The sequence below is a fragment of the Collinsella aerofaciens genome (genome assembly GCF_040926265.1).
GTDB lineage: Bacteria > Actinomycetota > Coriobacteriia > Coriobacteriales > Coriobacteriaceae > Collinsella > Collinsella aerofaciens_BB.
Genome location: NZ_JBCOIL010000016.1, coordinates 15,408 through 34,295, shown reverse-complemented (window position 1 = coordinate 34,295; position 18,888 = coordinate 15,408). Strand labels below are relative to the sequence as shown.

17 protein-coding genes, 2 tRNA genes and 1 pseudogene are annotated in these 18,888 nt (G+C 61.8%); 2 read left to right on the top strand and 18 right to left on the bottom strand.

Annotated elements, in window-relative coordinates; translation table 11 throughout:
* Window positions 1–20: 20 nt before the first annotated feature.
* The 14 genes and pseudogenes from hycI to AB5767_RS06080 form a co-directional block, all read right to left on the bottom strand.
* On the bottom strand, window positions 21–524 hold the full coding sequence (hycI, locus tag AB5767_RS06140) for a hydrogenase maturation peptidase HycI (protein WP_022095193.1): 504 nt from the start codon (window positions 522–524) through the stop codon (window positions 21–23).
* Entirely contained in the window at window positions 524–1,105 is a 582-nt protein-coding gene (locus AB5767_RS06135; RefSeq protein WP_368132103.1) for a formate hydrogenlyase maturation HycH family protein, read from the bottom strand. Before AB5767_RS06135 ends, hycI begins: the two co-directional genes overlap by 1 nt.
* Window positions 1,106–1,888 (bottom strand): NADH-quinone oxidoreductase subunit B family protein, encoded by a 783-nt coding sequence (locus tag AB5767_RS06130; RefSeq protein ID WP_368132102.1) that lies wholly within the window; start codon window positions 1,886–1,888, stop codon window positions 1,106–1,108.
* Window positions 1,889–1,890: 2 nt separating this feature from the next.
* Complete coding sequence (locus AB5767_RS06125) at window positions 1,891–2,607, bottom strand: formate hydrogenlyase complex iron-sulfur subunit (protein ID WP_349073719.1); 717 nt, start codon at window positions 2,605–2,607, stop codon at window positions 1,891–1,893.
* 1 nt (window position 2,608) lies between these two features.
* The gene (locus AB5767_RS06120) at window positions 2,609–4,381 is read right to left on the bottom strand and encodes a hydrogenase large subunit (RefSeq protein ID WP_368132101.1); all 1,773 of its coding nucleotides are present in this window, start codon (window positions 4,379–4,381) and stop codon (window positions 2,609–2,611) included.
* A gap of 4 nt (window positions 4,382–4,385) precedes the next feature.
* Window positions 4,386–5,951 carry a hydrogenase 4 subunit F gene (locus tag AB5767_RS06115; RefSeq protein ID WP_035138046.1) on the bottom strand — a complete coding sequence of 522 codons (1,566 nt, stop codon included), beginning with the start codon at window positions 5,949–5,951 and terminating at the stop codon, window positions 4,386–4,388.
* Window positions 5,952–5,954: 3 nt separating this feature from the next.
* Window positions 5,955–6,608: a hydrogenase 4 membrane subunit gene (gene hyfE / locus AB5767_RS06110; protein WP_035138044.1), complete on the bottom strand. Its 654-nt coding sequence runs from the start codon at window positions 6,606–6,608 to the stop codon at window positions 5,955–5,957.
* Window positions 6,609–6,618: 10 nt separating this feature from the next.
* Complete coding sequence (locus AB5767_RS06105; protein ID WP_006234112.1) at window positions 6,619–8,076, bottom strand: hydrogenase 4 subunit D; 1,458 nt, start codon at window positions 8,074–8,076, stop codon at window positions 6,619–6,621.
* 16 nt (window positions 8,077–8,092) lie between these two features.
* Window positions 8,093–9,016 carry a respiratory chain complex I subunit 1 family protein gene (locus tag AB5767_RS06100; protein ID WP_006234113.1) on the bottom strand — a complete coding sequence of 308 codons (924 nt, stop codon included), beginning with the start codon at window positions 9,014–9,016 and terminating at the stop codon, window positions 8,093–8,095.
* Window positions 9,017–9,033: 17 nt separating this feature from the next.
* A complete protein-coding gene (gene hyfB / locus AB5767_RS06095) occupies window positions 9,034–11,052 on the bottom strand; it encodes a hydrogenase 4 subunit B (RefSeq protein ID WP_368132100.1) in 2,019 nt (672 codons plus the stop codon).
* Complete coding sequence (locus AB5767_RS06090; RefSeq protein WP_161115541.1) at window positions 11,045–11,662, bottom strand: 4Fe-4S dicluster domain-containing protein; 618 nt, start codon at window positions 11,660–11,662, stop codon at window positions 11,045–11,047. Before AB5767_RS06090 ends, hyfB begins: the two co-directional genes overlap by 8 nt.
* A gap of 78 nt (window positions 11,663–11,740) precedes the next feature.
* Window positions 11,741–13,828 carry a formate dehydrogenase subunit alpha gene (gene fdhF / locus AB5767_RS06085; protein ID WP_497197807.1) on the bottom strand — a complete coding sequence of 696 codons (2,088 nt, stop codon included), beginning with the start codon at window positions 13,826–13,828 and terminating at the stop codon, window positions 11,741–11,743.
* Window positions 13,814–13,963 (bottom strand): annotated as a pseudogene (locus tag AB5767_RS10025) (hypothetical protein); the annotation flags it as partial. The gene fdhF and the pseudogene AB5767_RS10025, both read right to left, overlap by 15 nt.
* A 74-nt stretch (window positions 13,964–14,037) precedes the next feature.
* Window positions 14,038–14,556, bottom strand: coding sequence for a 4Fe-4S dicluster domain-containing protein (locus AB5767_RS06080; protein WP_022095206.1), 519 nt, complete (start codon window positions 14,554–14,556; stop codon window positions 14,038–14,040).
* 428 nt (window positions 14,557–14,984) lie between these two features.
* Here AB5767_RS06080 and AB5767_RS06075 point away from each other — a divergent pair, with 428 nt between their 5' ends.
* Together AB5767_RS06075 and AB5767_RS06070 are read left to right on the top strand one after the other, a co-directional pair.
* On the top strand, window positions 14,985–15,308 hold the full coding sequence (locus AB5767_RS06075) for a type II toxin-antitoxin system RelB/DinJ family antitoxin (protein ID WP_368132098.1): 324 nt from the start codon (window positions 14,985–14,987) through the stop codon (window positions 15,306–15,308).
* Complete coding sequence (locus tag AB5767_RS06070) at window positions 15,301–15,777, top strand: type II toxin-antitoxin system VapC family toxin (RefSeq protein ID WP_368132097.1); 477 nt, start codon at window positions 15,301–15,303, stop codon at window positions 15,775–15,777. The genes AB5767_RS06075 and AB5767_RS06070 overlap by 8 nt, the downstream gene beginning before the upstream one ends.
* A gap of 110 nt (window positions 15,778–15,887) precedes the next feature.
* On the opposite strand, the gene AB5767_RS06065 is transcribed toward AB5767_RS06070, so the two are convergent.
* The 4 genes from AB5767_RS06065 to brnQ form a co-directional block, all read right to left on the bottom strand.
* Window positions 15,888–16,889 carry a hypothetical protein gene (locus AB5767_RS06065; RefSeq protein WP_195919480.1) on the bottom strand — a complete coding sequence of 334 codons (1,002 nt, stop codon included), beginning with the start codon at window positions 16,887–16,889 and terminating at the stop codon, window positions 15,888–15,890.
* A gap of 334 nt (window positions 16,890–17,223) precedes the next feature.
* Window positions 17,224–17,297: transfer RNA gene (locus AB5767_RS06060), tRNA-Gly, on the bottom strand.
* Window positions 17,298–17,303: 6 nt separating this feature from the next.
* Window positions 17,304–17,380, bottom strand: a tRNA-Pro gene (locus tag AB5767_RS06055).
* 91 nt (window positions 17,381–17,471) lie between these two features.
* Window positions 17,472–18,830, bottom strand: coding sequence for a branched-chain amino acid transport system II carrier protein (gene brnQ, locus AB5767_RS06050; protein WP_368132322.1), 1,359 nt, complete (start codon window positions 18,828–18,830; stop codon window positions 17,472–17,474).
* Window positions 18,831–18,888 lie beyond the last annotated feature (58 nt).

The window sequence follows — 18,888 nt, the reverse complement described above, 5'->3', positions numbered from 1 at the left end:
ATCGGCAGGGACAAGCGCTGTTACAGCTCCTGCCCCAAGCGGACAAAGTGGGAAAAGTCGTTGGCGGCCACGGCGTCGTACACGGCGTCGACGGCCTCAAAGACCTCCGGGGACATGGGGTTGTAGAACTCCGTATCGCCCGGCTGAATCCCTATGAAGACGATATCTTCGCACGATTGCTCGATTTCCTCGATCAGAATCGACAAAGGGAGCGAATGCGTGGTGAACATCGACTTGCGAGCCACGTCACGTTTGTCGAGCAAGCGGATGGCGCCAACGGGCAGCGCCATGTCGGCGGCATCGACCAAAACCAAACGCGGCGGACGCTCGCGCTTGACCTCGATGATGTCATCCTCGGGCGTTTGCCCGCCGTCGATGGTGTACCAACCGGCGATGGGCGCGTCCTCCATCTTTTTGGAGAGCACGGGGCCGGCGGCATCGTCGGCACGCAGCACGCTTCCCGCCGTGAGCACGATACCCGCAAACGGGGCACCGTTCACACGGCCATCCACAACGCGACCCATTACTGCAACCTTCCCGTCAGATACACGCCCGACACATCGCGCACGCGCTCAACCAGATCGCGGAACTTCATCAGAAACGCGACCTGCTGGGCATGCAGGCCAAAGTCGTCGTCGAACACCGAGATGCCGGCCTTGGCCGACCCGCGAAAACCGCGCTCGTCGAGCAGCGCATCGCAGGCCTCGAGCAGTGACGGCACCGCCGCCTTGTCGAGCTGGCACTCACCAAAGGAGCGGATGGCCTCGAACTTGGTCTTGGCCTCCCCCTCCGGCAGCGCGTCGACGAGCGAATAGAACACATCCACCGGCACCGACAGACGCGGCTCAAAGCAGTCGAGCACGCCGGTGTGGTGGCCCACGGCGAGCGTGTAGTACAGCACGTCGCAGGCCTCCTGGGGAACGTCTTCCTCGGTCTCCACAAACTTACGCGTGAGCTCGTAGAAGACCACCTGGTCGGGCGCATGGCCCAGGCAGGGGTCGGCGACGCCCTCGGCGGCCTCGACGCTTGCGCGCGAGGCGTCGCCAAAGGAGCCGCCGAGCATACCGGGGCCCGCAAAGTAACCAGAGCGGTCCGTGAGCTCCATCTAGCGACCTCCGGCCAGCACCAGATCCTGCAGCGCAGAGTAGACCTCAACGCGGCGCGGATCGTCCTGCTTGTCGATGAGCAGCGCCATGGCACCGCGGATATCGCCCTTGGGTGCGCCCTCGAGCGTATCCATAAACTCGTTGGCCAGGTCGCGGCCGTAACGGTAGCCGCTCATGGCGCGAGCCTCGCGCTCAATGGCAACGCGCAGCTTGTACGGCACGCCGGGATGCAGGATATCGGCCTGCTCGCCGGCGGCCTCCACCGTGGTCTCGGCATGGAGCTTTTGGTCCAGCAGACCGAGCGCCATGGCAAAGCCGTAGACGGTCTGCGCAGGGCTGGGCGGGCAGCCGGGAATGTAGACGTCGACCGGCAGAATCTTGTCCGTGCCGCCCCAGACGCAGTAGTTGTCGTAGAAGATACCGCCGGTGCAGCCGCACGCGCCATAGGACACCACGATCTTGGGATCGGGTGCGGCCTCAAAGGCGCGCAGGGCCGGCATGCGCATGGCACGCGTCACGGCGCCGGTGTACAGCAGCACGTCGGCGTGACGGGGCGAGGGCACGACCTTGATGCCAAAGCGCTCGACGTCAAAGACGGGCGTGATAGAACCGAAGATCTCGATCTCGCAGCCGTTGCAGCCGCCGCAGTCGACACGGTAGACGTACACCGAGCGCTTGATCTTCTTAAGAAGGGTCGCGTTGGCCTTCTCGATGCTCTCGTCGAGCTCGATCTTGGTCGGGCGGTACTGAAGCCGCTCGGGCAAAAGCGTGGGTTCGGCCATGGTTACTCCTCCTTCGTTTCAAAATCCATGATGATGCCCTCGACCGGCGCCGGACCGGCGGGAATCTCGGGCGCATCGGGGTTAAGCTCGCGGTCGATATACTCCGGGTTCACGCCGTGGCCGCCCAGATACTCCATGCCGGGGCCCTGGGGCTCGCCGGACGCAAGCGTCTCGTTGGCAGCCATGCCGTGTGCGTTGCCGGTCTTTACGGCCGATGCGGCGCGCAGGGCGTCGAGCTCGCGCTTGCACTCCTGGCACATACCGACGGTGCGGGCGGCCTGCTCGGCCTCCATGCCGCCGGCCTTTTGCAGCAGGCGCTTGGCATAGTCGATCTCCTTGTGCGGGGCAAACGGCTTGCCGCAACGCGAGCAGTGCTCGAGCGCATAGACGCTCTTGCTGGTGAGGTCGTCCTTGCTCATGACGGCCAGCTCAAACTCCTCGGTGAGCTTGATGGCCTCCATGGGGCAGGCTTCCTCGCAGCGGCCGCAAAAGATGCAGCGGCCGTAGTCGATTGACCAGGTGATGGTATCGGCCGCAAGGTCGGTATCCATGCGAATGGCATCGGCCGGGCACGCCACGCCGCAGGCACCGCAGGCGATGCAGAGCTCGGCATTGTGCTCGGGCTTGCCGCGCATGTCCTTGTTGGTGGGGAACGGCGCAAACGGGTACTTGACCGTCGCGTCGCCGGCCTTGGCGTTAACCTTCCAAAGCTTCAGCATATTAGAGCGCCTCCTCATCGAGCGGAGCGGCCATGGTGCCCTCGCCCGCAAGCGGCGACTTGTCGCGCCAGACGTTCTCGAACTGCTCCTTGTCGAGCACGTGGTCGCGCTTGGCGGCGACATCGGTCACCGTCACGCGATCGGTGCAGGAGTAGCACGGGTCGAGCGAGCCGACGATCAGCGCCGCGTCGCCCACGGTGTTGCCGCGGAACATGTAGCGCAGGACCGGCCAGTTGCTGTACGTGGCGGCCTTGGCGCGCCAGCGGTAGCACTTCTGGTTATTGCCGAGCATGGCCCAGTGCACGACCTCGCCGCGCGGCGCCTCGGTGGCGCCGATGGCGTACTTGTGCGGGGTGTACTCCCAATCCGTGGTGAGGATGGGGCCCGACGGGCAGTTCTCGAGCATGGTCTCGATCATGTCGATCGAATCGTAGACCTCCTGGATGCGGACGGCGGTACGGCCGAAGGCGTCGCAGGTGTCGGCCGTGGCGGCGTGCATCTTTTGGACGTCCGGATCGGCGTAGCCGTCGAAGGGATGGTCAAAGCGCACGTCGCGGGCATAGCCCGAGCCACGCATGAGCGGGCCGACCGGCGAGAAGTCGCGTGCAATCTTGCGGTCCAAGATGCCGATACCGCTCGTACGCTCAATAAAGTTGGGCGTGGAGAGCAGCACGTCGACGAGCTCCTGAACCTCGGAGCGCAGCTGGTGGATGGTCGTGAGCGTGGAGAGCTTCTGCTCAGCCAAAATGTCGCGACGCACGCCGCCAATCACGTTGAGGCCGTAGGTCTTGCGGTGACCGGAGAGCTTCTCGGCCAGGTCCATGGACTTCTCGCGGACGCGGAAGAACTGCTGGAAGCCGGAGTCGAAGCCCGTGTAGTGCGACGCCAGGCCAATGTTGAGCAGATGCGAGTGCAGGCGCTCAACCTCGAGCATGATGGCGCGGATGTACTGGGCGCGCGGCGGGACATGGATGCCCTGAGCGCGCTCGACGGCCTCGGCGTAGGCCACCGAGTGGGCGCAGCCGCAGATGCCGCAGATGCGGTCGGCGAGGAACGTCACGGCGTCATAGTTCAGGCGCGTCTCGGCAACCTTCTCCATGCCGCGGTGCACGTAGAACAGACGGTAGTCGGCGTCGACGATCGTCTCGCCCTCAACGAACAGGCGGAAGTGGCCAGGCTCGTCGGAGGTAATGTGCAACGGGCCCATGGGAACGAGCGTCGTCTCCTTGCCCTTGGTATCGGCCAAGAACTCGTAGTTTTCCATGTCGCTCGCGGGAGCGGGACGGAAGCGGTAGTCCATGGAGTCCTTGCGCAGCGGGTACAGGCCGCTGGGCCAATCGTCGGGCAGCACCAGGCGACGACGATCGGGCAGACCCTCGGGGATCAGGCCGAACATATCGCGCAGCTCGCGCTCGCCCCACACGCAGGCGGGAACGAACGGCGTCACGGACGGGAACGTCATCTTGGCGGGATCGACCTCGGCACGCACGGTCACCCAGCCGGGGTCCTCCCCCTCCATGGAGATGACGTAGTACACGGCATAACGGCCGCACAGGCTGCGCTCGTCGTTGCCGATGATCACGGGGATCCAGCCGTAGCGTTCGTAGTACAGGTAGTGGACGGCCTCGGGCAGCTTGTCCTGCTTGACGGTGATCGTCAGCTGGTCCTCGCACTGCCACTCGACCTTCTCGATGCAGCCCGGAACGGCGCGGCGCAGGGCCTCGACGTGGCTTTCGCAACGACGAGCGTAGTCCTTCTTTTCAGGTTCTGCCATGGTGCTAATTCACCTCGCTTGTCTTGGTCTGGGAACTGAACACCATGCGGTAGAGAGGAGCCTCGTGGAGCTCTTCGACGCTCTGGTTCAAAACGACGGACGTTGCATCCTCGACGCCGCTCGTGATGGCGACCGGGGTGGCGATACCGAACCACATGACCACGATCGCGAGGGCGATCTCGGGGATGATCATGAGGGCGGGCACCTCGTGGCGCTTCATGCCCTCGGGCGCCTTGCCGAAGATGGACTTGAGCGCGATGCCGGTAAGGGCAAAGTACACGCCGGTGAGGCCAATGGCCACGAGCACGACCACCCAGATGGGACCGGACTGGACGCCGGCCACGAAGGTGAGGAACTCGGAGATGAACAGGGCGAACGGCGGGAAGGCGGCGAGCGCGAGCAGGGCGATGATGGTGAGCGCTGCCGTGACGGGAGCGATCTCGACGACGCCCTTGATCTTGTTCAGGTCGCGGGTGTGGTAGATGTGCTGGATGTTGCCGGCCATGCAGAAGGCGAGCGCCTTCGTGAAACCGTGAAAGATGCAGTGCAGCAGGCAGGCGGCGATACCGAGCGGACCACCGATACCCAGGCACAGCGCGACCACGCCGACGTTGTCGACGGAGGAGTACGCGAAGCGGCGCTTGATATCGTCCTGCTTAAAGATGCACAGGGCGGCCACCAGGATGGACAGCGTGCCCAGGATGAGCAGGAGCGTACGCGGATAGGTGTCGCCCACCGTGATGATGGACAGGGAGTAGAAGCGGATGATCACCAGCATGGCGCACTTGAGCAGCACGCCCGAGAGCAGCGCGGAGACCGGGCTCGGAGCCTGGGAGTGCGCGTCGGGCAGCCAAGTGTGCATGGGGAACAGGCCCGCCTTGGTGCCGAAGCCGATGACGATGAACGCGAACGCGAGGCGCACGAGCATCGGGTCGAACTGGTCGGCGTAGGGCATGATGGAGGTGAGGAAGGCTGCCTCATGCGCGTTGGGCATGATATCGGCGGCGTTCGCGTAGATGAGCAGCGTGCCGAACAGGCCGAAGGCCACGCCGGCGGTGCAGACCATCGCGTACTTCCAAGACGCCTCGAGCGCCTGCTTGTTCTTGTAGATGCCCACGAGGAACACGGTCGACAGCGTGGTGGCCTCGACCGCCGCCCAGGTGAGGATGATGTTGTTGGACAGGCAGGCGAGCAGCATCGTGAAAACGAACAGGCTAAACAGCGCGTAGTACTGCTTGGTGCGCTCGGCCGGCATGGTCTTCTCCTCGATATCGATCTTGATATAGGAGATGGAGTACACGCCGGTGATGAACCCGATGATGCCTACCAGAAGGACGAAGATCGACGAGAGCGAATCGAGATGGAGCCACAGGCCCAAAGCGTCGATATTCTGCCCGCTCGAGAGCATGGTTCCCGCGGTGACGACCGAAAGGACGAGGGTCGCCGCGACGGAGATGGTGTTGAGCCCCGCAAAGACGCTGTAGGACGTCGTCTTGGGGAGCGCAGCCATAATCAGGGAGAACACGAGGGGACAAGCGAGCAGGGCGACCGTCAGCATTGAAACATCCATGGCCTACCCCTTCAATTCGGTCAGGTCGTGGGAGTCGAGCGACTTGGTGTCGTTCCAGATCCTCACGACGACGGCGGACATGATGATGACGGCGAAAATGGCGTCGGTGGCGATGCCGATCTCGATGATCTCGGGGGCCGTGGGCGCGAGCAGGGCGAGCGTCACGTGGCTACCGTTCTCCATAAGGCAGTACCCGAAGATTTGCTTGAGGATGTTGCGCTGGGAGATGATGCACGTGAGGCCGACGAAGAAGTGCGCGAAGCTGATGGCGAGGGCCGGAGTAGCCACCTCAGCGGTGGGCAGGCTCAGGCGCGTGACCACCGCGAAGCAGATGGCCACCTCCAGACCGGTGAGGATGATGGTCCAGGCCGGCTTGATGGAGGAGGTCAGCGTGCTATCGGCAGGCGAACCCATCTTTTTGTAGGCACGGTTGAGAATGAACGGAACGAGGATCACCTTGGTGACGAAGGCCGACGCGGCCCACATGAGAAGCTCGGTGGCACCGGTGGTGAGGCCCAGGGTGAGCAGCACGCCCACCAGGACAACCGACTGGATCGCGTACCACTTAATGGCGGACGGGATGGTCTTCGAGACGACCACCATGGTGGAGGTCACGATCAGAAGACCGCCCAGGATATTGACTAACGAATAACCCATGTCCTACCTCCTAACCCATCCAACTAGAGGACAGAGGACCGGCGACGACGACCATGATCATGAGGACGACGAACACGAACGCCATGGCGCGCGGAAGGGGCTGGCCGGCGGCCACGGTCTCGCTCGGCTCACCGGGCAGGACCTTACCCATCCAACGCAGGAACCATGCGAAGGTGGCGACGGTCTCGACGACCATGACGCACACGAGGACGAAGATGACCGTGTTGGTAGCACCAACCGCGAAGCCACCGGAAATGATCTGGAACTTGGAAAAGAACGTGCTCATGGGGGGCACGCCGGCGATAGCGGTCGCGGCGACCGCAAAGCCCACGCCCGTGACCGGGTACTTCTTCATGAGGCCCTGGATCTTGGGCAGCATACGGGTTCCCAGCGTGAAGCTGAGGGAGCCGGCGATGAGGAAGAACAGGGTCTTGGTGAACGCGTGGTTGAAGATGTGCTCGACGGCGCCGTTAAACGCCATCTGGCTTCCGAACACGGAGAGGCCCAGGCCAAAGAACACGTAGGCGAGCTGCGCGATCGTCGAGAAGGCGAGCAGGCGCTTCATATCCTTCTGGGGCAGGTACATGAGGAAGCCGAAGAGCATGGTCACGACGGCGTCGATGATGGCGACCCAACCGACGATCTCGGGGATATCGCCGGCGCTCGCAAGAGCGCGGGCGAACACGCACACGCCGACCTTAACCATGGACGCGCCATGAAGGTAGGCGGAAACGGGCGTGGGGGCCTCCATTGCGGAGGGCAGCCACATGTAGAGCGGGAACTGGGCGGACTTGGCCCAAGCAGCGAACAGGATGAGCAGCAGCACGACGGTCTTCATACCGGAATCGAGCTGGGAGATCGCGCTCAGCGCGAACGTGCCGGTTCCGGCGAACAGGAAGGCCGCGCCGATGTAGAGTCCCAGAGCGCCGATATGGGTGATGATGAGCGCCTTCATACCGGCCTTCTTGGCCGTGGGCGTCATGTAGTAGCTGATGAGGCCCCAGGAGCACACACCGGTGATCTCGAAGAAAACGAGCTGGCCGACGATGGTGGAGCTGTAGGCGAGACCGGCCATGGCGCCGATGAACGTGGAGAAGTACACGTAGAAGCGACGACGGGGCGCGTCGGGATGCTCCTTATTCTTATCGCTCATGTACGGGAACGAATAGATGACGACGAGCAGGCCGATAGCGACGAACGCGGGTGCGAGCAGCGTGCTCATCCGGTCGAATATGAAGCCCATGACCAAGGTCTGGCCCATACTCGCCCAGGTTACATCGACCGCGTTCATGCCGTTTCCGGCAAACGTCGCGGCCAAGCCAACGGAAGCGACCGTGGCGATGCCGCCGGCAAAGGCGCAGATCCATTTAGCGTAGGGACGCGGCAGCATGACGATGAGCAGGGAGCCCAGCATGGGGACGGCGATCGCCACCATGGCAAAGAGGGACAAGCTCGATTCGATTGACATAGTTTCTCCCTTCTCCCTACACGCCTACGACGACGAAGACGAACGCGAGGACCGCGATGCCGACGACGGCCCAGGTCTGGTTACCGAGCACCTTGAAGCGCGAACGGGAAACGGAGTTCTCGAGCACGCCGCAGACGACGAAATCGACCAGGCACTTGACGAGGAAGACGACGGCGCCCACGAGAGCGGTGACGCCGATGGTCGCGGGCTCTCCCCAGGGGATGAAGATGGAGGTGAACCAAGCGACGACCACGACCTGCTTCATGCCCATGGCGAGCTTCATCATGGCCAGGGACGGGCCGGAGAGCTCGGCGAGCGGGCCCTCCTGGAGCTCCTGCTCGGCTTCGGCCTGATCGAACGGAAGCTTGCCGAGCTCCATGTAACAGGCGGCCGCGAAGGCGACGCCGGCGAGGATAACGGCGACGACGCTCGAGACGTTGCCCGTAACGATGTGCTGACCCATGGTCGCAATGTCCGTGGAGCCGCACACGATGGCGACGGTGAACAGCGCGATGAGCATGGACGGCTCGATGAGCACGCTCATGAGGAGCTCGCGGATACCGCCGAAGCCCGCGTAGGCGTTGGAGGAATCCACGCCGGACAGCGCGAAGAAGAAGCGGGACAGCGCGAGCGCGTACATGATGGTGATGGCGTCACCAAAGACGGGCATGGGGCTCTGGAGCGTGAACATGGGCAGGCCCATGGCGAGCATAAACGACACCGCGAGGAACAGCGGCGGCATGATGCGCAGCACGAAGCTCGAGTCGGAACTCACGGACTCGGGACGCGCCATGAGCTTCGCGAGGTCCCGGTAATCCTGAAGGATGGACGGACCGCGGCGATTGTGCATCTTCGCGCGAATCACACGGGCGAGGCCGGAGAAGAAGGGCGCGACCAGCATGACCACGAGGCCCTGCGCCATCGCAAGAACGATGTTCATAATATCCTCTCCCCTCTCTAGACCATGACCACGGCGAGCACGAGGAAGACCACGAGCGCCGCGACGATGTAGCAGATGTATACGGAGTAGTTGCCGCCCTCGATCTTGGAGGCGAGGCCGGTCAGCTTGTCGGCACCCTCGCTCGGTGCATCGACCAGGAAACGGTCGGGCAGGGGCTCGACGCCCTGGGCGACACCGGTGAGCTTCTGGAACACGTGCGCGATGGACCAGCAGATCTTGGTGCATACCTCGCGCAGGGTGTAGAGCGGGCCCATGAAGAGTTCGACGTCGGACGCGAAGCTCGTGGCGACGACGGGCATGTGCTCGTTGGGCTCGTAGCCGCACGCCCAAGGGTCGGTCTTCTTAGCGGGGGCCTTGGCGCCGAGGCAGGACCTCAACGCGAACGCGAGGCCGGTGAGGACCACGAGCGCGATGGCGATCGCGGGGGTGGAGGTGGCGGCACCGGAAATCTCGTTCACGAGAGACACGCCCGAGGTGGCTGTGACGGCGGAGCCGGCAAGCACGCTCTGGGCGACGTCGCCCAGAACCGGGGCGATGACCGGGGAGCCGATTCCCAGTACCACGCAGATGGCCGCGAGGAGCATCTGCGAGAACAACATCGGAGCCGGGGACTCTTTGGCGTTCGCGGCCTCCTGGGAACGAGGGCTGCTCGCGAACGAGACGCCGTAGGCCTTCACGAAGCACGTGACGGCCAGGGCACCGGTGATGGCGAGGGCGGCCGCGGAGGCGACGGCGAACACCATGACGACCGGGTCGGAGAGCGTCGAGATGTTGAACAGGGACTGGTAGGTGAACCACTCGGAAACGAAGCCGTTGGGCGGCGGGATGGCCGAGATGGCAAGGGCACCGATGAGGAAGCAGACGGCCGTGACCGGCATGCGGCGGAACAGACCGCCCATCTTCTCCATGTTGCGCGTACCCGTGGCATAGAGCAGGGAGCCCGCGCCGAGGAACAGCTCGCCCTTGAACATGGCGTGGTTGAGCGTGTGGTAGAGGGCGGCCATGAGCGCGATCGTCGCGATGACGTCGTTGCCCAGGGCGTGCGCCGTCATGGACGCGCCGACACCGAGCAAGATGATGCCGATGTTCTCGACGGAGTGATAGGCAAGCAGGCGCTTGATGTCGTGCTCGTGGAGGGCGTAGACGACACCCAGGACCGACGAGATGGATCCGAAGACCAGGACCATGAGGCCCCACCAGAGCTGGACGCCCGAACCCGCGAGCAGGTCGAGACCGACCTTGAGGATTCCCAGGATGCCGATCTTGATCATGCCGCCGGACATGAGGGCGGACACGTTGGACGGCGCCTCGGGGTGCGCCTGGGGCAGCCAGGAGTGCAGCGGAATGATACCGGCCTTCGCGCCAAATCCGAAGAACGCGAGGACGAAGCACGCGGAGGAGACGGCGGGTCCAAAGTCATGCGTACGGAAATCACTGAAGCTGAAGGAACCGCCCACGCCGTTGGTCATGAGCAGGAAGCTCGCCATGATGAGAACGAAGCCCACGTGCGCGATGACGAAGTAGAGCCAACCGCCCCTAATGGAGTTCTTGTTCTCCTCGATAACGACAAGGAAGTAGCTCGTAAGGGACATGAGCTCAAAGGCGACCAGGAACCAGAACACGTTGTCGGCGGTGATGACGAGCATCATCGAGGCGACGAAGGTGTTCATAAAGAAGCCGGCGCGCCCGACCTTGCCCGGGTACTCGTCGAAGTAGGACAGACCGTAGATGAAGCCCGCAAAGGCGAGAATCGAGATGAGGACCACGATCAGGCCCGCAAGGCCGTTGAGCAAGAGCTCGAGACGGGCGAACGGGAAGAAGAAGACCGTGTTGAGGGACGAAACGTCGCCAAGCACGGCCTCGAGGCCCGCGATGAACGACAGCACGGCCGCGACGGCGCCGATCAGGCAGCCGGCGGTCTTGGCGGCGTTATCGGCCTTGATCAGCAGAACCGAGGCGAGCGCACCGATGCACGAGACGGCAAGCGATGCGATAAACAGCGTCATGCTATCCATTGTTTACGCTCCCTTCTGCTTTCTCGGACAGGCCCTGGGCCACAGCGGCAACGTCGACGGCCGGACCGTTTTCGATCGAGCGCAGGCGCTTGGCCTCGTCGAGCTCGCGATCAGCCGCGCCGCCCATGACGGTCAGCGCCTTGGTGGGGCACGCCGCCACACAATGCGGGCCGTCCGGATCGAATGCGCACAGGTCGCACTTGACAGCGCAGGTGTACTGACCAGGAGCCCACGTAAGCAGGCTGCTCAGGGACTTAGGGTACGAAGGCGTCGGGTCGCACATGCCTGCGACACCGGCAATAGACGTGCCGTCCGGATGGATGGCGCCGAAGGGGCACGCGATGGCGCACAGCCTGCACCCGATGCACTCCTGCTCCTTAACGTGGATGCGGTCGCCATCGTGCTCGATGGCGTTCACCGGGCAGACCTCGGCGCAAGGGGCACCCTCGCAATGGTGGCAGGCCAGGGCGGCCGAGATGCCGCCGGTCTTCACGAGCGCCAGACGCGGCGTGTCCTGAAGACCCTGCATCCGGTGGGCGTCGGCACAGGCGGACTGGCATGTTCCGCAGCCGATGCACCTCTCCGGGTTGATATCGATGAAGCGGTTCATCCCCACTTCCTTTCAAAATAACGGGCCGGGCGTCCGATGCGCTTGGACGCCCGGCCCAAAAAGCCAACGAGAACGGGACTACACGATTTGGTTCACGTGCGTCTCGTCGTCGAACTTGGCGGCGCCGGGCTCAACGTCCTGGGGAGCGGCAGCGTCCACCAGAGCCTGCTTGAGCTCGGTGTACTGACGCTCCACCTCGCCCTCGGCCCACACCTGGTCGGCGATGGCGTCGACCTGGCAGGCAGAGAACTTGTCCTCGGGCGTGTGCGAGACCGGGTCGACCTTGTGCATGGTCAGCTCGTTGCACTTGCCGATCCACCACTGGTAGGTCATATAGACCGTGCCCTTGTTGATACGGTCGGACACGTCCGCGCGGCTGTAAACCTGGCCGCGGCGGGAGTGGATGCTCACGATGTCGCCGTTCTTGATGCCGCGGGCCTTCGCGTCAGCAGGGTTCATGCGAACGAAGCCGGGCTCGTCGGCAAGCAGCGCCAGCGTCTTGCAGTTGCCGGTCATCGAGCGGCAGCTGTAGTGACCGACCTCGCGGACGGTGCACAGGATGAGCGGGTACTCATCATCGGGAAGCTCGGAGGGCGCCTCCCAGTCGTGCGCCATCAGGTTGGCGCGGCCGTCCTTGGTGGTGAACTTGCCACCGGCGAACATGTCGGGCGTACCGTGGTCGTTCACATCGGTGCTCTTGACCGGCCACTGGGCGTAACCGCCCTCGGGAGCCATCTTCTCGTAGGTCGCGCCCACAAAGTTGGGGCACAGGCTAATGCACTCGTTCCAAATCTGCTCGGTGTTGTCGTAGTGCATGGGGTAACCCATGCGCGTGGACAGGTCCGCGAAGATCTCCCAGTCGTGACGGCACTCGCCCTTGGGCGGAACGGCCGCGTCAAAGTGCTGGAAGCTACGGTCGGATGCGGTAAAGACACCCTCGTGCTCGCCCCAAGAGGTGGCAGGCAGGATGACGTCGGCGAGCATGGTCGTCTGCGTCATAAAGATGTCCTGGCAAATGAACAGATCCAGCTCGGAGAGCGTCTTGCGCATACCGGCCGAATCGGGCTCGGTCTGCACCGGGTCCTCGCCGTAGTTGTAGAAGCAGTGCACCTTGCCCTCGTCGACCAGGTGGCCCAGGTCGGTGAGCTTGTAGCCCTCCTCGAGCGGGAGCTTTTCCTCGGGCACGCCCCAAGCCTTTGCAAACTTGGCGCGCACAGCCGGGTCGGTGACTTTCTGGTAGCCAGGGTACAGGTTGGGCAGCATGCCCATATCGCAGGAGCCCTGGACGTTATTCTGGCCACGCACGGGCGCGAGGCCAGAATTGGGTTTGCCGATTTGGCCGGCAACGCAGGCGATGGAGGCGATGGTGTGCACCGTCTTCAGGTTCTGCTTCTGCTGGCATACGCCCATGCCCCAGCCAATGATGGCAGAGGGCTTCGCCGTGGCGTACATCTCGGCAGCTTGGTGGATCAACGCGGGCTCAACACCCGTGATGTCCTGTACGGATTCGGGAGTGTAGTTCTTGATGGTCTCCCACCACTCGTCAAAGCCGTTCGTGTGCTCGGCGACGAATTCCTTGTCGTAGAGGCCATCGTTGACCAAGCAGTTGGCAAAGGCGTTGAGGAACGCGACGTTGCAACCGTTCTTGATCGGAAGGTAGAGATCGGCGATACGCGCGGTTTCGATATGGCGCGGGTCGGCGACGATGATCTTGCAACCCTTTTCTTTGGCTCGCACGATACGCCTTGCGACGATGGGGTGCGAATCGGCAGGGTTATAGCCGAAGAGGAAAATGCAGCCCGCATCCTCCATACCGGGGATGGAGCATGACATGCAACCTGAACCAACCGTGTCCATCAGACCGAGGACAGTAGGGCCGTGTCAAGTACGGGCGCAGTTGTCCACGCTGTGGGTGCCGATGCACGCACGCGTAAACTTCTGCATGACGTAGTTCGCCTCATTGCCGCCGCCTCGCGAAGAGCCGGTGGTCATGACAGCGTTAGGACCATATTCGTCAATTATGGCCTGCATCTTAGATGCGGTGAAATCCAGTGCCTCGTCCCAGCTTACGCGCTCAAGATCCGCGCCCTTAGTGCGACGGATCATCGGGTGCAGTACGCGAGGAGTCAAGATCTTGGTGTCGTTGATGAAGTCGTAACCGCTCATGCCCTTAAGGCACAGCTCGCTCTGGTTGGTGATGCCGTTGAGCGGTTCGGTACCCACAACCTGGCCGTTTTGGACCAAGAGGTTAAACTGGCAACCGGCGCCGCAGTACGGGCAAATCACTTTATGCTTCTCCATGACACCCTCCTTCCTTTCTCTGCTACCGAATACTCGGTACTTATTTGACAATCATTGGGCCTGTCGCCCGACGCTTACGCCTCGTTTTCGATGGTGGCGCGGGCACGCTCGGCAGTCAGTTCCGCCAAACGCTCCTCGTCTACCAGGGTGAGGCCCTTGGTCGGACACGCCTCGGCACACGCCGGACCGCCGGGACGGTCCACGCACAGGTCGCACTTGAGCACGAAGCTCTTAGTCTGCGAACCCACGCGCACGTCACCCATCAAGACGGGGACCTGCGTGGTCGCCACGCTCACGGCGCCAAAGGGGCATGCCATGACGCAGCTCTTGCAACCGATGCAGTTGTCCTCGTTGACGCCGATGCGATGGTTCTTTGGATCAAAGAACAAGGCGCCCGTAGGGCAGGCCTTGGCGCACGGAGCGTCCTCGCAGTGGTGACATGCCACCGGCGCGGAAATCTCGTAGGTGCGCGTTACGCGCAAGCGAGGTGCGGCGATGTTGCCGGGAATATCGTGCGCCTCGATGCACGCCGCCATACAGGTTTGGCACCCAATGCAGCGTGAAGAATCAGCCACGACTCGTTTATTGCCCATGTTGTTCACTCCCTCCTGAATCCCATGCCGGAGAGACCCTGTCGACGTTGCCCCGGACCGCCCGTGGCCCGGCATCGGCGTATCGAGCGCATGCGGCGAAACAGGCGCTTCGATAGAATTCCTCCAACGATATACAGATTGAATATACGCAGTTGCAGGGGGTAACCGTGAGCATAGGCCCTGCAATACGGGTGTATTGCAGGGGTTTTGGCAGGTTGGAATTATTCTCTAGAAGCTATAAAGGTGAGTGTATTACACGCGTACATCCAAGGGAGATTTCACGCTCGTTTATAAAGGATGTAATACGTTTGATATATATTTCGCGCTCATTTACTTGAGTGCAATAAAGCAGTGGTTACAACATTGGCTATTATTAGCCAATGTTGTAATTGACCATTCATATTGCACGCTCATTAAGGGGGCCAGTGATGTCATCGACGCAAAAACGAGCCATCCTGCAGGTGCGCATTCGCGAAGAGGACAAACAGCATGCCGAGCGCCTCTACGACGCCATGGGCACATCGCTCGCCGAGGCTGTCCGTCTATTTGTCGCGCAGAGTATTTTGATGCGCAAGCTCCCCTTTCAGCCGGTCGCCGTGCGCTCCAAGGACGGCATGTCCGCCTATGGACTGCTCAAAGCATATGGGGACCCCAATCGCCGCTCCGAGGAGCGCAATGCCTGGATTGAGTACCTTGCTACAGAATGCGACGATTCGATTTTGGGTCCCGAGGAAGTAGATATCCATGAGTAGCACCATCATCGACGAGACCGTCATCCTACGCTACCTGCTTGACGACGACGAAGTTCTGTCACCGCGCGCCGCCAAGGTCATCGCCACGCGCACCGCTCGCGTCTACCCCGAGATTATCACGCGCGTCGTGGTCACGCTGCGCGACGTCTATAAGGTTCCCCGCGTTGAGATTGCTACGGCCATGAAAAGGCTGCTCGATGACGTAATGGTCGACGAGCCCACCGTTGTCGCCCTTGCCGTCAAACTCTTTGGCAAGACCCATATGGACTTTTCCGACTGCCTCCTCGCAGCCCGAACCGCCATCTACAACGATGATGTCGTGAGCTTTGGCAAGCCCATCATCCAAGGCATGATCGACTACCGCCGCCAGCGCCAAACCGCCGCCGACGCCCGCGACCGCGCCGCCGAAGCCCGCAGCCGAAGTACCGACTCCACCATCGACAAGCTCCGCCACCGCCCCCGCAGATAAACCCATCCCCACCTAAGTTGCGGTGAAATACGGACTGATTTATGCCTTTAAAGGCCACAACAGTCCGTATTTCACCGCAACTTATTGAAGGTGGACCGCGAACGATTTCGCTATCGGGAGTCGGCGTAGGGTTTTATTGTCGGAATGCTGTAACCGCGCATCATGGCACCGAACGATTCTACGTCGTAGGTGTCCGAGAGTTTGAAATGAATGACGTTGTGGCCCATGGCGCGAAGGTTCGCGTCGCGCATGAGGGCCGCTCGATACGTTTTTGCCGCCGCCCGCTCTGGATCATTTTGAGCCTCGTCTTCAAACTTGCCTAGCCCATGCAGCTCTGCCAGCGTCCATGAGCCGTCTGGCATCTGCCAGCCATAATCTGCTAGATAATAGCCAGCGTTTCCCGGTCGCGTTATCTCAACTTGAAGCTCGGGCGCGGCAACCCCAGCGAGAATCATCGCTGCTCTCGCCTCAGACTCGCCGCCATTGTCTGACCTGCCGTCCATATACTCAAAAACGTCAAAAGCACGCGCGATGCCATGCAGCCCTCGACAATTTGCCTGCGCATATGCTCGCAGCTCTTCGCGTTCGACATCGTACTCACGGGCCAAGCCATCGACATAACCCAGCGCATAGCGAAAGGCGCTCGATCGCGCGATATCAACAACCGTTCGACACGGATCCGTCAGTGTAAACAGACCAAGCCGCCACACTTCGCCCGGGCGCCAGCGCTTGTATTCAACGAACTCATACGTATCACGCCTTGTAGACCGTGGCAGCAGCACTTGCACTTTATCCAGAAGCGTATACGCCGAGCCGATGCCGTAGAGCAGCGCTGCTGTCGCTCCGCAAAACACAGCATCCGGTTCAACGACCGCAATAGCGGATGCCAGCTGAAAGATACGATCTTCAACCCCAAGATTATTCCAATAGACCGGATCCGCATACACATGGTTGTAAAGACGAAGCATGAGCTCTTCCTGCATAAGCTCGCGCGCACGGCGTTCATCCCAAGGATCAATTGTTATAAGCAGCTGTCCATCTTGATGAATTCCAACGGCCGAGAATAGCATCCTTGCATAGGACTGCGGAAAATGTTTGCCTTTATCGAGCATGGCCAACCCCATAACCATCACGGCGGAGAGAATACCATTACGCTATCGCATGCTTCCGTCCGCAGGCCTTGCCAAAAGCTGACCAAAAGCTTGACGTCGCAGGTCAGAGCTTCAAAAAATATTTCCACTCTCGGTAGACGGTCGCTACGATCCTCCCAACGGCATCAAAATCCAACCTTACAAATAGTTGCGGTGAAATACGGACTACATGGGCCATAAAAGCCGAAAAACAGTCCGTATTTCACCGCAACTTAGGAGGGGATGTGGGGTCCCCGGCATGTATATGAAAACGGCTCTGGCACCAAAAGGAGCCAAAGCCGTTAAAGATATCCTATGGAGCGGGCGACGGGAATCGAACCCGCGTCATCAGCTTGGAAGGCTGGGATTCTACCATTGAACTACGCCCGCAAGATATGGTCGGGACGACAGGATTTGAACCTGCGACATCCTGCTCCCAAAGCAGGCGCGCTACCAAACTGCGCCACGTCCCGAAGGTGTTGAGCAGCTAAGGTCTAAACCTTGCGTGTCCCAAAGCGAAGGAAATTATAGGGGAGACTCCCCGCCCGTGCAAGCGCAGAAACCCTAGCTCCTCGAATGAGCGACAAACTTGCTATGAACCAGACCAATCACAAACGCCACCACAGCAACCGGCGCCCACGCAGCACCGATATCTGCCAGCGGCAACGCATCGAACGGTAGCCACGCGCCAGCAAAGAACGCATCGCGGATCGAAGTGATTACGCTCTGCACCGCGACAACACCGCCGACCCAGACCCACACCTGCGGATGAGCGTCGCAAAAGCCGTGCACCAGGCCCATCAGTACCAGCACGATGGCAACGGGATACAAGGCGTTGAGCATGGGCACCGAGAACATAAGAATCACGTCGAGGCCCACGTTGGAAAGCACGCACGAAAACGCCGCGAACACAAAGGCGAGAACCGCAAAGGGACGGCGCATGGCCTCCTCGGAGGCCTCCGCTCCCCCTTCGACCACATACGTCTCGCAGAAGTAGCGCGAGCAGCAGCTGATGAGGCCGATGCACACGTTCATGCAGGCGAGGAAGAAAATCGCAAAGACCACGACCGTGCCGACAAGACCAAAGTGCATAGAGGCCGAACGGGCGAGGATGGCGGCGCCGTTGGTGACATCGGGCATAACCGTGCCGAGCTGCATGCCGGCAAGCGCCAGACCGCAGTAGATGACGGCCATGAGTGCGCCGGCGATCACACCGGAGCGCGAAATCTCAAAGGCCACGCGATTGTCATCGGTAACACCCAACTCGTGGATGGTCTCGGCGATGATGATGCCGAAGGCGAGCGACGCGAGCAGGTCCATGGTCTGATAGCCAGTCAGAAAGCCCTGCACGGCGGCGCCTGCATCGTAAGGAGCCTGAGGCGCGGCAGCCGGTCCCAGCGGCGAAATCACGGCAGCACCCACGACCAGCACAATGAGCGCAATGAGCGCGGGGCCCGTAATGCGGCCGAGCACGCGTGTGATGACACCCGGGCGCAGCGTGAGCGCAAACGCGACGACAAAGAAGCTAACGGCAAACACCAGGCGAGCCGTACCGAGCGAGACGCCCTCGGGCAGCAGCGGCACCAGCATCTCGAAGGCCGTGGAGCTCGTGCGCGGAATAGCCAGGCACGGGCCGATGGCCAGATACACCGCCGCGACAAAGAACTCACCGAACTTGGGGTGCACGCGGCCGGCAAGCTCACGCGCCGTTCCGGCGAGCGCTACGGCGATAAAGCCCATAACAGGCAGGCCGATGGCAGCAATCAAAAAGCCAATCATGGCAAGTGGCGTGGCGGTACCGGCCTGAAGTGCCAGCAACGGCGGAATGATGAGGTTACCGGCGCCAAAGAGCATCGAGAACAGCGCAATGCCGACGGTAACGACATGGTCGGAGCGCAGGCCGCGCGGGGCGGATGAGGCCATAGGCACACCTTTCGGGTCGAAACAAAAACGGGACGGGCAAAAACACCCGTCCCGCAAG